Source organism: Vibrio satsumensis, assembly GCF_050337435.1.
Taxonomy (GTDB): Bacteria; Pseudomonadota; Gammaproteobacteria; order Enterobacterales; family Vibrionaceae; genus Vibrio; species Vibrio satsumensis.
Genome location: NZ_JAKJSX010000007.1, coordinates 149,607 through 162,938, shown reverse-complemented (window position 1 = coordinate 162,938; position 13,332 = coordinate 149,607). Strand labels below are relative to the sequence as shown.

The 13,332-nt window shown below is 43.4% G+C and carries 9 protein-coding genes; 5 read left to right on the top strand and 4 right to left on the bottom strand.

What is annotated here, in order from left to right; translation table 11 throughout:
- The first annotated feature begins 447 nt into the window (after positions 1-447).
- From nagA to asnB, 4 genes are all read left to right on the top strand, one after another.
- Positions 448-1,584, top strand: coding sequence for an N-acetylglucosamine-6-phosphate deacetylase (gene nagA, locus L4C44_RS10025; protein ID WP_146490379.1), 1,137 nt, complete (start codon positions 448-450; stop codon positions 1,582-1,584).
- Between the two features lie 2 nt (positions 1,585-1,586).
- Positions 1,587-2,801 carry a DNA-binding transcriptional regulator NagC gene (gene nagC, locus L4C44_RS10020; RefSeq protein WP_061019534.1) on the top strand — a complete coding sequence of 405 codons (1,215 nt, stop codon included), beginning with the start codon at positions 1,587-1,589 and terminating at the stop codon, positions 2,799-2,801.
- An 84-nt stretch (positions 2,802-2,885) separates the two neighbouring features.
- Positions 2,886-4,472 carry a cation:proton antiporter family protein gene (locus L4C44_RS10015; protein WP_285954943.1) on the top strand — a complete coding sequence of 529 codons (1,587 nt, stop codon included), beginning with the start codon at positions 2,886-2,888 and terminating at the stop codon, positions 4,470-4,472.
- A 235-nt stretch (positions 4,473-4,707) separates the two neighbouring features.
- Positions 4,708-6,378, top strand: coding sequence for an asparagine synthase B (gene asnB, locus L4C44_RS10010; protein ID WP_017062196.1), 1,671 nt, complete (start codon positions 4,708-4,710; stop codon positions 6,376-6,378).
- A 78-nt stretch (positions 6,379-6,456) separates the two neighbouring features.
- Here asnB and rfaH read toward each other — a convergent pair whose 3' ends face one another.
- A complete protein-coding gene (gene rfaH, locus L4C44_RS10005; protein WP_061019532.1) occupies positions 6,457-6,963 on the bottom strand; it encodes a transcription/translation regulatory transformer protein RfaH in 507 nt (168 codons plus the stop codon).
- A 503-nt stretch (positions 6,964-7,466) separates the two neighbouring features.
- Here rfaH and L4C44_RS10000 point away from each other — a divergent pair.
- On the top strand, positions 7,467-8,861 hold the full coding sequence (locus tag L4C44_RS10000) for a peptide MFS transporter (protein ID WP_123311293.1): 1,395 nt from the start codon (positions 7,467-7,469) through the stop codon (positions 8,859-8,861).
- 90 nt (positions 8,862-8,951) lie between these two features.
- Here L4C44_RS10000 and hemH read toward each other — a convergent pair whose 3' ends face one another.
- From hemH to htpG, 3 genes are all read right to left on the bottom strand, one after another.
- Positions 8,952-9,914, bottom strand: a complete 963-nt coding sequence (hemH, locus tag L4C44_RS09995; RefSeq protein ID WP_428804968.1) for a ferrochelatase — start codon at positions 9,912-9,914, stop codon at positions 8,952-8,954.
- A gap of 279 nt (positions 9,915-10,193) precedes the next feature.
- Positions 10,194-10,838 (bottom strand): adenylate kinase, encoded by a 645-nt coding sequence (gene adk, locus L4C44_RS09990; RefSeq protein ID WP_060982203.1) that lies wholly within the window; start codon positions 10,836-10,838, stop codon positions 10,194-10,196.
- A gap of 388 nt (positions 10,839-11,226) precedes the next feature.
- Complete coding sequence (htpG, locus tag L4C44_RS09985) at positions 11,227-13,131, bottom strand: molecular chaperone HtpG (RefSeq protein ID WP_061019530.1); 1,905 nt, start codon at positions 13,129-13,131, stop codon at positions 11,227-11,229.
- Positions 13,132-13,332 lie beyond the last annotated feature (201 nt).

Below are 13,332 nucleotides of genomic sequence, written 5' to 3'. Positions count from 1 at the left end.
GAATTCGTTTGAGAAACTTATTTTAGTCGCTCAATTTAGTCCTATTCAGTGTATTCAATTAATTTTGCTCCGCAAATTAAAACCTTACCATTTGTGATCGTAATCACCAGTTTTTACCAAATCCAGAGGTTTTTGCTAGCGAGATCATAAAACTTATTTTATCATTCAAAAAAATGAACATTTATAGATAAAATCCAAATCTACTCATTAGGCAAAAAGATGGTATCTCTGGGCTTGCATTGCCGTATGAATAACCATTAACAATGAACCTAAATGTATAATAAAGACTGATTGTTCATTTATTTTTCAACAACTTAAGTAGACTCCCACTTTGGAGCCGTTTGCCCATAAAAGATAAATCGTTACGTAAATGATGCTCGCAAACTAAGTCCGCATTTAGGTAACGAACGAATTTAAAAGATCTCAAGAAATAAGGATTAGCTGACTATGTACGCGCTAAGTAACTGTAAAATTTACACTGGTAGTGATGTTCTAACCGATCATGCTGTTGTAATTGAAAACGAACTGATCAAAAAAGTTTGTCCTATCTCTGAATTGCCAGAAGGAATCGAGGTTCGCGACCTAGACGGAGCAAACCTAAGCCCGGGTTTCATTGATCTACAACTGAATGGTTGTGGCGGTGTAATGCTTAATGATGAGATCACTGCAGAAACCATGCAGATCATGCACGAAGCAAACCTTAAATCTGGCTGTACTAGCTTCCTTCCAACGCTAATCACTTCATCAGATGAAGACATGCGTGCCGTTATCACAGCAGCTCGCGAGTACCACAACCAATACCAAAACCAATCTTTAGGCCTGCACCTTGAAGGTCCGTACCTAAACGTTGCAAAAAAAGGCATCCACAGCGTCGATCACATCCGCAAATCTGATAGCGAAATGATCGAGCTTATCTGTGAGAACAGTGACCTTGTTGCGAAAGTAACACTAGCTCCTGAGCTTAACGACCCAGAACACATCGAGCGTCTACGTAAAGCTGGCGTAGTTGTTTCTATTGGTCACACCAACGCAACTTACGCAGAAGCGCGTCAAGGTTTTGAATCGGGAATCACGTTTGCAACGCATCTATTCAATGCAATGACACCTATGGTTGGTCGTGAACCTGGTGTGGTTGGCGCGATTTACGATACACCTGAGGTGTACGCAGGCATCATTGCCGACGGTTTCCACGTTGATTACGCAAACATCAGAATTGCGCATAAAATCAAGGGAGAAAAGTTGGTATTAGTGACGGATGCCACAGCTCCTGCAGGTGCTGACATGGAATACTTTATTTTTGTCGGTAAGAAAGTATATTACCGAGATGGTAAGTGTGTTGATGAAAACGGCACACTGGGCGGCTCGGCTCTGACTATGATTGAAGCAGTTCAGAATACAGTTGAGCACGCTGGTATCGCTTTAGACGAAGCTCTTCGCATGGCTACGCTATACCCAGCTACGGCTATCGGTGTAGAAACCAAGCTAGGTCGAATCAAAAAAGGCATGGTTGCAAACCTAGCTGTATTTGACCGAGATTTTAACGTTAAAGCGACTGTTGTTAACGGACAATACGAGCACAATTAAGTATGAATGGCGGACAAATAGGTAACGTAGACTTAGTTAAACAACTAAACAGTGCGGCGGTATACCGACTAATAGACCAACAAGGGCCTATCAGTCGTATACAAGTGGCTGATGTAAGCCAACTCGCACCGGCAAGTGTTACAAAAATTACCCGCCAACTTTTAGAGCGCGGCCTAATTAAAGAGGTCGCGCAGCAAGCGTCTACTGGCGGTAGACGCGCTATCTCCCTGACCACAGAAGTAGAGCCTTTTCATTCTGTCGCTGTGCGCTTAGGCCGAGACTATATTCAAATAAGCCTGCATGACCTTGGTGGTCGTGAGTTGGCTTTCCAGCAGCAAGACCTGAATTATTCCGACCAATCAGACCTTACTCAAGGCTTGGTCAATAACTTGAAGGCTTTCATTGCTGAACATCAACCAAAGATCGACCAACTGATTGCCATTGGTGTCACTCTTCCAGGCTTGGTTAACCCGACGACAGGTGTCGTTGAGTACATGCCAAACACAGACATCGATAACCTCGCATTAAGCGATATTATTCGCGACACATTCCATGTCGCTTGTTTTGTTGGGAATGATGTTCGAGGAATGGCGCTTGCTGAGCACTACTTCGGAGCAAGTAAAGACAGTCAAGATTCTATTTTGGTCAGTGTTCACCGTGGTACAGGTGCAGGTATTATCGTTAATGGTCAAGTTTTCTTAGGCCATAACCGTAACGTCGGTGAAATTGGTCACATCCAAATTGATCCGCTAGGCGAGCAGTGCCAATGTGGTAACTTCGGCTGTCTTGAAACCGTAGCCGCAAACCCAGCTATCGTTGAGCGAGTGCAGAAGCTGATTAAGCAAGGCTACGAGTCTTCTTTAACAGAGCTTGAACGAATTACGATCCAAGATGTTTGTGATCACGCGATCAATGGTGACGAACTAGCCAAGCAAAGCTTAGTTCGAGTAGGAAACCAGTTAGGTAAAGCTATCGCGATGACGATTAACTTATTTAACCCTCAGAAAGTTATCATTGCCGGTGATATTACCAAGGCACAAGAGATTGTTTTCCCTGCAATTAAGCGCAATGTAGAGAATCAGTCGTTAACGACTTTCCATAGCGGCTTGCCTATTGTAGCATCACAGATCGATAAACATCCTACGATGGGAGCTTTTGCAATGATCAAGCGCGCTATGCTCAACGGTGTGTTGCTTCAAAAGCTTCTCGAAGACTAAAGAAAAACAATTCTGATTTTCCGCGGGCCGTGTTTGTATGAACACGGCCCGTTTTTTTAAGCTAGGGAACTACAACAACAAGTTATGGAACTTATATTAATATCCACTGCGTTTATCGCAGGATTTATTGCTTTAAAGTGTCACCTTCCCCCATTAGTTGGTTTTTTGGTTGCAGGCTTTGGGCTTTTTGCCTTTGGCTTTGAAACCAATGACACCATCATTACTTTGGCTGACCTTGGTGTCACGCTGCTTCTATTTACTATCGGCTTAAAACTCGACATAAAAACCCTACTCTCTAAGGAGATCTGGGCTGGCGCGACAATCCACAACCTTTTATCCACTCTGTTTTTCGCCGTCGCCCTGTTTGGTTTTAAATTCTTAGGTATTTCATCGCTAGCCGCCATGTCGGTAGAACAGATCGTTCTGCTCGGTTTTGCTCTTTCATTCTCTAGTACCGTATTTGCGGTTAAGACTCTGCAAGAGAAAGGCGAAATGAATGCGACCTACGGAACGTTGGCGATTGGTATCTTGGTCATGCAGGATATCTTCGCCGTAGTATTCCTAACGGCTTCTACGGGCAAAATACCTGAGTGGTATGCGATTGCCCTGTTTGCCCTGCCCTTATTACGTCCACTGTTCTACAAAGTGCTCGATTGGGTTGGTCATGGTGAAATGCTAGTTCTATCCGGCATCTTCTTCGCATTAGTCGTCGGTGCTGGTTTATTCCATTTGGTTGGTGTTAAACCAGACTTAGGTGCACTTATCCTCGGTATGTTGCTAGCAGGCCACCCAAAGGCTTCGGAGCTCTCGAAGTCTCTGTTTAATCTCAAAGAGCTTTTCCTTGTCTGTTTCTTCTTGAACATTGGTTTGTCAGAGCAACCAACCATTCAAGGCTTTATGCTTGCAGTTTTGTTCTTACTGATGCTGCCAGTGAAAGGGGTTCTCTACTTCTTAGTGCTTAACCGTTTCAAGTTCCGTGTTCGAACATCTCTACTCGCCTCTCTATCACTGTTTAATTACAGCGAATTTGGCCTCATCGTTGGTGGCCTCGCCTTCAAGATGGGTTGGATGTCTGGTGATATCTTAGTTGCCGTCGCCATTGCGGTTTCACTGTCATTCTTAATCGCTGCACCTTTAAACCGAGCAGGTCACAAACTCTATCAGCAGTCAGGTAAATGGCTGAAAGAGCATGCGTCAGAAAAGCTTCACCGACGTGATAAGCGAATTGACCCAGGTCGTGCCCAAGTACTTATTCTTGGTATGGGCCGAATTGGTACTGGTGCTTATGACGAATTACGTTCTCGCTATGGTAAAGTCAGCCTAGGGGTCGAAGTTCGTGAAGAAGCCGCGCACAACCACCGAAGCCATGGCAGAAACGTGATTTCTGGCGATGCGACAGACCCAGATTTTTGGGAACGAATCTTAGATACAGCAAACGTAAAACTGGTAATTTTGGCAATGCCTCACCACCAAGGTAATCAAACCGCTTTAGAACAACTGAAGTCACGTAACTTTAAAGGCCAGATTGCGGCTATTGCTGAATATCCAGATCAACTCGAAACACTGAAAGAGAATGGCGTTGATGCGGCATTTAACATTTACAGCGAGGCTGGTAGTGGTTTTGCTCGCCACGTTTGCGAGCAGTTAAATCCAAATATCAATAAAATCTAGCATTAAACTGTATTCAACTAAACCTCTCAAAACTGCCTATTTTTCGCACTTTTGAGAGGTTTTTGTTTAAAAAACCAACCGCAATTAAACGTCACACATCAAAAACACATAAAAATTAGATAATTTCTAACATAACACCCTTTATATTATTTTTTTGCTCATATCCGGTTGCTTTTTTTAGCCAGAATGGCAAATTGAATGCAGTTGATTTGGAAATTATTTAAAAGGAAGTTCTATGTGTTCAGTATTTGGCATTCTCGACATTAAAAGTGATGCCGCAGCACTTCGCCCTATTGCTTTAGAAATGTCTAAAAAGCTTCGTCACCGTGGTCCGGACTGGTCTGGTATCTATGCAGGTGAAAAAGCAATCCTTGCTCATGAACGTCTTGCTATTGTTGGCTTGAACAGTGGTGCTCAACCACTATACAGCCAAGACAAAAAGCACATTCTTGCAGTGAACGGTGAAATTTATAACCACAAAGAACTTCGCGCACGCTATGAAGATAAGTACCAGTTCCAGACTGATTCTGACTGTGAAGTTATCCTAGCGCTTTACCAAGAGATGGGTGCAGACCTTCTAGAAGAACTTAACGGTATTTTCGCATTCGTTTTATACGACGAAGAGAAAGACGAGTACCTAGTGGGCCGCGACCATATTGGTATTATCCCGCTTTACCAAGGTTACGATGAGCACGGCAACTACTACGTTGCTTCAGAGATGAAAGCATTGGTTGAAGTATGTAAAACGATCAGTGAATTCCCTCCTGGTAGCTTCTACTCTTCGAAAGATGCAGAACCTCAACGCTACTACATCCGCGATTGGAACGAGTACGCTGCAGTACAAGGTAACAGCACAAGCAAAGAAGAACTGACTGAGGCGCTAGAAGCAGCTGTTAAACGTCAACTAATGACTGACGTTCCTTACGGTGTACTTCTATCTGGTGGCCTTGATTCATCAATTACTTCTGCCGTTGCTAAACGCTTTGCTGCGATGCGTATCGAAGATGATGAGCAATCTGAAGCTTGGTGGCCACAACTGCACTCATTCGCTGTTGGCCTTGAAGGCGCGCCAGATCTTATCGCTGCTCGTGAAGTTGCGGACAAGATCGGTACTGTTCACCACGAGATGACTTACACTATTCAGGAAGGCTTAGATGCCATCCGTGATGTTATCTACCACATCGAGACTTACGATGTAACGACGATTCGTGCATCAACGCCAATGTACTTGCTTGCTCGTAAGATCAAAGCAATGGGCATCAAAATGGTACTGTCTGGTGAAGGTGCTGATGAAATCTTTGGTGGCTACCTTTACTTCCATAAAGCGCCAAACGCGAAAGAGTTCCACGAAGAGACAGTACGTAAGCTGCTTGCTCTAAGCATGTTCGACTGTGCTCGTGCAAACAAATCGCTAGCGGCATGGGGGGTTGAAGGCCGTGTACCATTCTTGGATAAAGAGTTCATCGATGTCGCAATGCGTCTGAACCCTGAAGATAAGATGTGTGGCAACGGTAAGATGGAGAAGCACATCCTGCGTGAGTGTTTTGAAGACTACCTACCAGATTCAATCGCATGGCGTCAAAAAGAGCAGTTCTCTGATGGTGTTGGCTACGATTGGATTGATACATTGAAAGCAACGGCTGAAGCAAAAGTAACGGATCAACAAATGGAAGCTGCTAAGTTCCGTTTCCCTTACAACACGCCAACAACCAAAGAAGGTTATGCTTACCGTGAAATCTTTGAGGAGCTATTCCCTCTAGAATCAGCGGCAGAATGTGTGCCTGGTGGTCCTTCAGTTGCTTGTTCATCAGCGAAAGCGATTGAGTGGGATGAGTCATTCAAAAACTGTGTCGACCCATCTGGACGTGCAGTACAAGCCGTTCACAACGATGCTTACAACGCTTAGAGCGTTTTGAACAAATCCTAAAGACTAAAAAAGGCGCATTATGCGCCTTTTGTTTTAAGCCTATTTTTATTACTGCAGTTATGCGCGAGCTTGTAGTGCTTCGTTCTCAATACTGATTGGAACCACTTGGCTGATCATTTTCACCAGCATAATCGATCGAGCCTCACCGTCTTTCTGATCGAAAATAGCTTCAACCCCAGCAAATTGGCCACTCTGAATCTTAACTACCTGCCCAGATTCAAACTCAACACAACAATCTTCAGTTTCTATGCTGCAGCACTTCTCGAACTCTTTGAGCTCAAACACTAAGTCTCCTTGGACCTCGTGCGGCCGAGCACCGAACTTAATAAAGTCCACAACGCCACGTGTTGAACGAACGGTCGTGAAGCTAGGACCTTGCTCATAATCGAAGCGAACAAAGATGTAAGACGGAAACAGCGGTTCTTTGACCTGCTTTTCTTTCCCTCTCACCACCTTTTCGACTTCTATTTGAGGGTAAAAGCACTCTACCCCTTGATTCTCTAAGTGCTGCTGAGCGCGTTTTTGATCACCACGCTTACAGTAAAGCAAATACCAACGTTTCATTTAACCAGCCATTTCATATTTTTAGATATTTTACCACATGCCTAAAACGGTTAAATCGCCATTCATAAAATGAGTCATTACTAACAAGAAATAATGCGTAGCAGACCAATTTATCAACAAAAAGTTATAGGAATCGAAAGTGGTTAAGCATTGTACAAGGATCATTTAAAGATCAAAAGACTCATTGTTGTAAGCATATGTATGCCGCACTCAAACTGGAACGCCATTCCATTTAAATCCAAAACGATACAATAGACAAATACATCTAAACATTTTTATTTAACAGATCATTTAAAACGGTTATTAACCAACCAGCTCAAATCTGGAAAATTAGTTTGCAGCACACCCTAAATGGGCAACATTAAAAACAAATACTTTTAATATCAACAACTTAACCAAATCAAGTTATCGTAACCATAAAATACGTCTATTGCAGACTTTTATCCCACTGTGTATACATGAATGACTATAAAATCTTTTAATACCTAAAATTAGTAAAACTTATGCCAAGCAACCACAACATCTTTGGCCACCCTAGAGGCCTATTTCTACTATTTAGCACAGAGCTATGGGAACGTTTCTCCTACTATGCAATGCGTGCAATTCTTGTTTTATTCTTAACTGATACCACCCTTAATGGTGGCCTTGGTTGGTCAACAAAAGACGCACTCGATCTCTACGGGATCTACACGGGTTTAGTCTACATCACACCATTAATTGGTGGCTGGATTGCCGATAACTACCTAGGACAACGTAAATCGATCCTGATTGGTGGTGTATTAATGGCTCTAGGCCAATTCACACTTGCCCTACCTAACGGTTTTATTGGCTTAGACCAAGTCAACGCTCTGTACCTTGGTTTAGCACTGCTTATCAGTGGTAACGGTATGTTTAAGCCAAACATCTCGACCATGGTTGGCGACTTGTACCAGGAAGGTGATAACCGCCGTGATGGTGCTTTCACCATTTTCTACATGGGCATCAACTTAGGCGCGCTACTTGGTGGCTTGATTTCGGGTGCAGCAGTCGATTCATTCGGCTGGAAAGCAGGTTTCTTGGCTGCTGGTATTGGTATGGTTATTAGCTTGATCATGCAGATGACGATGGCTCAATCTTGGTTAGGCAACATCGGTTCTGTGCCTGCGGCTGCTCGAGCAAAAGAGCTGAACAAATCAAAAGAGAAAGCGCCACTCACCAAAGAAGAGTTCGACAGACTAAAAGTTATTCTGATTATGGGTCTGTTCGTGATCGTTTTCTGGGCTGGCTTTGAACAAGCTGGCGGCCTAATGAACATCTACACTCAACAATATACTGACCGTATGATTGGTGGTTTTGAAGTTCCAGCTGCTTGGTTCCAATCTCTGAACCCATTCTTCATCATTACACTTGCACCGATCATCGCTGCATTTTGGGTGAAATTAGGTAAGCGTGAACCCAACTCACCGGTTAAATTTGCGATGGCGTTGTTCTTCTTAGCACTTGGCTTTGTGTGCATGATGGGTGCGGTAATGGAGCAAGGCGGCGACCTAACAGTGAAAACATCAATGCTGTGGCTAGTCGGTGCTTTCTTCTTCCATACCCTTGGCGAGCTTTGTCTATCTCCTATTGGCCTGTCGTTGGTCACTAAGCTAGCTCCACTTCGTTTAGCATCACTAATGATGGGTGCTTGGTTCGGCTTCAATGCGGTTGCAAACTACGTAGCAGGCCTAGTGGGTTCTCACGTTGGTGAACTTGGCGCGATGTCTATCTTTGGTGGTATCGCGATTACAGCAACAATTAGTGGCGTATTATTGCTTCTTTGTGCTGGTAAGCTTGTATCATGGATGCATGGTGTAGAAACCAACATGACGCTTGAAGCAGAACCAAAAGCTGAGACAGCAGAAACGTCGGTGGCTTAATATCTAGATCCATTTCAAGAAGAAACATCAAGATCAAAAAGGGCTACTCAATGAGCAGCCCTTTTGTTATCTATTCAATCGACACATCAATTAGCGATGAAGCGCTACTAGTTCAGCCATCATGTCGATATGTGAGTCTCTATCGTTAAGACACATAATGTAGCTAAAGTCTGAGCCACCAGCTTCGATGAAAGTCTCTTTACACTGGTCTGAAATCTCTTCCAATGTTTCCAAGCAATCCACCGAGAATGCAGGCGCCATGATATCGATCTTCTTGATGCCTTTGTTTGGCAGTGATTCAAGCGTCTCATCAGTGTATGGCTTCAACCACTCCTCTCGACCAAATCGAGATTGGTAGGTCATGGTGATGTCTTCTTCAGATAAACCTAGCTCTGCTGCAAGCAGTTTTGTCGTTGCTTCACAGTGCTGTGGATAGATATCGCCTTCATCAGCTAAGCGCTTCGGAATGCCGTGGAACGAACAAACCAAGTGATCAGCTCTGCCATTTTGATCCCAATGACTGCGAACGCTTTCAGCCAGTGCTTTGGCATAGCTCGGGTGTGAATAGTAATCGCGAATAAAGCGATAGCTTGGGATTACAGGCATCTGCTTAAAAGCTTTGGTTAAGCCATCAGAAACAGCCGCTGTCGTTGTACCTGAGTACTGAGGGTACAAAGGCAATACAATAACGTCTTCAACGCCCTGCTCCATCAGTTGTTCGATACCCGTCTTAAGGCTTGGGTTACCATAGGTCATTCCCAATGCAACCGGCATCTCTAATTTTTTCTCTAGCTTTTCCGCTTGTCTCTGCGAGTAAACGAGCAAAGGTGATCCACCATCCATCCAAACCGACTGATATAGCTTCGCAACCTTAGGTGAACGAATAGGAAGAATCACCCCATGCAGAATAGGACACCAAAGCCAACGAGTTAGGTTTACTACTCGCTTGTCGTGCAAGAACTCACTCAAAAATCGACGAACGCCAGCTGGGGTCGCAGAATCAGGCGTACCTAAATTCACCAGTAAAACGCCCTGCTTTTTATTATTTTCCATAGATACCTGAGACCAATATGTGATTTTCTGGAAAGTAATATACTAATCTGCATAAGTTTAAGATCATTGCTTCCCACTAAATGTCTGAATAATCATTCTTTAAACGGGATATCACAACATCTACTTTCGATTGTGAGCCACCTTCATCAAAAACGGTTTCGTCTTGAACGATGTGTAATCGAATTATTTAGATTGGTATCGTACTAAAAATTGAAACAAAAAAAGCGACCCTTAAGGTCGCTTCCAATATATCAAATTCTAAAACTGGCTGTTAGCCAATTATGCTAGTGCTTTCTCAAGTTCTGCACTAACTTCAGCAACTTGCTTAGTACCGTCAAACTTAAGGTACTGAGTGTTACCTGCTTCAGCTTCTTTACCGTAGTAAGAGATTAGCGGAGCTGTTTGATCGTGGTATACACCTAGACGTGCACGAACTGTTTCTTCTTTGTCGTCATCACGTACAACTAGCTCTTCACCAGTTACGTCATCTTTACCTTCTTCTTTAGGTGGGTTGTACACATTGTGGTATGTACGACCAGAAGGAAGGTGAGCACGACGACCAGCCATACGCTCAACAATCACATCATCAGCTACGTCAAATTCAACAACGTAATCAACAGCGATGCCCATTTCTTTTAGGCCATCAGCTTGTGGGATTGTGCGTGGGAAACCGTCTAGTAGGAAACCTTTCTCACAGTCATCTTGAGCAATACGCTCTTTGATAAGACCAAGGATAATTTCATCAGAAACTAGCTGACCAGCGTCGATTACTGATTTTGCTTGCTTACCAAGCTCAGTACCCGCTTTGATAGCAGCACGTAGCATGTCACCAGTTGAAATTTGAGGGATACCAAATTTGTTCATGATGAAGTTAGCTTGAGTACCTTTACCCGCGCCAGGAGCACCTAGAAGAATGATGCGCATGTTTAATCCTCTTATAAAATTATGATTTATACCGAAGCTCACTATCCCTCCATTCTTGCTCATTTTTAGGATGAACAGAAAGAGTTAAGTAACCATTGAGGCTAAGCAAAACTGTGAACAGAAGCAAAACGGTAAGTTTCGGTATAACGTTTAAAAATCATACAACTGGAGATAGTAGCTTCCTAGCCCCAGCTGATTAGGTCGAGCATTCTATCACATTAATATTCAATTTGGCTGAATTTACGACTAAAGAATGCATCGACAACATTTGTTGTGACGATAACGGTGACGTTGACCACGTTAGGTCAATTTTCAGCGACGTTCATAAAAAAAGCCCGCATTTGCGAGCTTTTTATTACAATTATTGACTTAACCTAAAGTCGAAAGACTAACGCTTTGTTAGTAGCTCGTTGATTGCACCCAAGAATTGTGACGGATCTTCCATTGAGCCTTTTTCAGCTAGCATAGCTTGGCCAAGGAGTAATTCAACCCAACGGCCGAACGCTTGCTCATCAGCTTCATCAGCCATCTGTTTCACAAGTGCGTGTTCAGGGTTAATCTCAAAGATATACTTAACTTCCGGTGCCGCTTGACCCGCAGCTTCAAGAAGCTTAGCCATTTGCGTGCCCATTTCGAAGTCGTCAGTGACAACAACCGCAGGTGTTGTTGCTAGCTTGAAGGTCGTACGAACTTCTTTAACACGACCACCTAGGTAAGATTGAGTGCGCTCAACAACAGACTTGAACTCTTCTTCTGTCTCTTTTTGTTTCTCTTTCTCTTCTTCACCTTCGAACTTGCTTAGATCTAAGCCCGCTTTAGTGATCGATTGGAACTGTTTACCGTCAAAGTCAGTCAGATAGTTCATTACGTACTCGTCAATGCGATCGTACATTAGAACCACTTCAATACCTTTTGCTTTGAATTGCTCCAAGTGTGGGCTGTTCTTAGCAGCAGCGTAGCTATCCGCGGTTAGGTAATAAATTTTATCTTGGCCTTCTTTCATACGCTCTACGTAAGACGCTAAGCTGATGGTTTGTTCAGCCGAGTCCACTTCCGTTGATGAGAAACGAAGCAGGCTAGCGATCTTCTCTTTATTCGCCATGTCTTCCGCTGGGCCTTCTTTCATTACTAGGCCAAACTCTTTCCAAAACTCAAGGTACTTTTCATTGTCGTTCTTCGCCATGCGCTCAAGCATAGTCAGCACACGCTTGGTACATGCACCACGAAGAGACTGAGTCACCTTGTTATCTTGTAGGATTTCACGCGACACGTTCAGAGGCAGATCGTTTGAATCAATCAAGCCGCGAACGAAACGCATGTAAGATGGCATGAACTGTTCAGCATCGTCCATGATGAATACACGCTGTACATAAAGCTTTAAGCCGCTCTTATGGTCACGGTTCATCATGTCCCAAGGTGCTTTAGCTGGGATGTAAAGCAGGCTTGTGTAGTCGTTCTTACCTTCAACCTTGTTGTGGCTCCACGTCAGTGGATCAGCAAAGTCGTGAGATACGTGCTTGTAAAACTCTTGGTACTCTTCTTTCTCGATATCAGACTTGTTACGAGTCCAAAGCGCTTGCGCCTTGTTGATCTGTTCCCAGTGTTTCTCTTCGGTGTCTTTACCTTCATCATCTTTCACAGCTGTGAAGATAGAAACTGGAATGCCGATGTGGTCAGAATATTTACCAATCACTTCACGCAGACGCCATTCATTTAAGAACTCTTTACCGTCTTCACGCATATGAAGAATGATGTCAGTACCACGAGACTCTTTTGTGATGTCTTCAATTGTGTAATCGCCTTCACCAGCAGAGTGCCATTGCACCGCTTCATTGCTTGCAAGACCTGCGGCACGTGTGCGAACCGTTACCGCGTCAGCAACGATGAATGCAGAGTAGAAACCAACACCAAATTGACCAATCAATTGAGAGTCTTTGCTTTGGTCTTCAGATAGCTTTGAGAAAAAGTCTGCAGTGCCTGATTTAGCGATTGTGCCTAAATGTTCAATAACGTTGTCACGGCTCATACCGATACCGTTATCAGAAATCGTTAACGTATTTGCCTCAGCGTTGAATGAAAGTTTTACACCTAGATCTGCATCACCTTGGTAAAGGTCACCGTTCGATAGAGCTTGAAAACGAAGCTTATCAGCCGCGTCAGATGCGTTAGAGATCAGCTCACGTAAAAAGATTTCTTTATTTGAATACAGTGAGTGAATCATTAGATGAAGTAGTTGTTTTACTTCAGATTGAAAGCCACGAGTCTCTTTATTTTGCGTTGCCGTTTCGCTCATTTTTACTCCAAAACATCTATACTTTATGTTGAATAATCATAGGGGCGTAACACTTGATGCCACTCTTCTGTTCATTAACATGAGGATGACAAATGTAAATTCAAGGTCAAAAATCATAAAAACACTGTTTTTTTGATCTGTTTTTATTATCCTTGAGTCTGATAAATATAAAAGAACATAAAAGAAGCCATGATTTGGTGA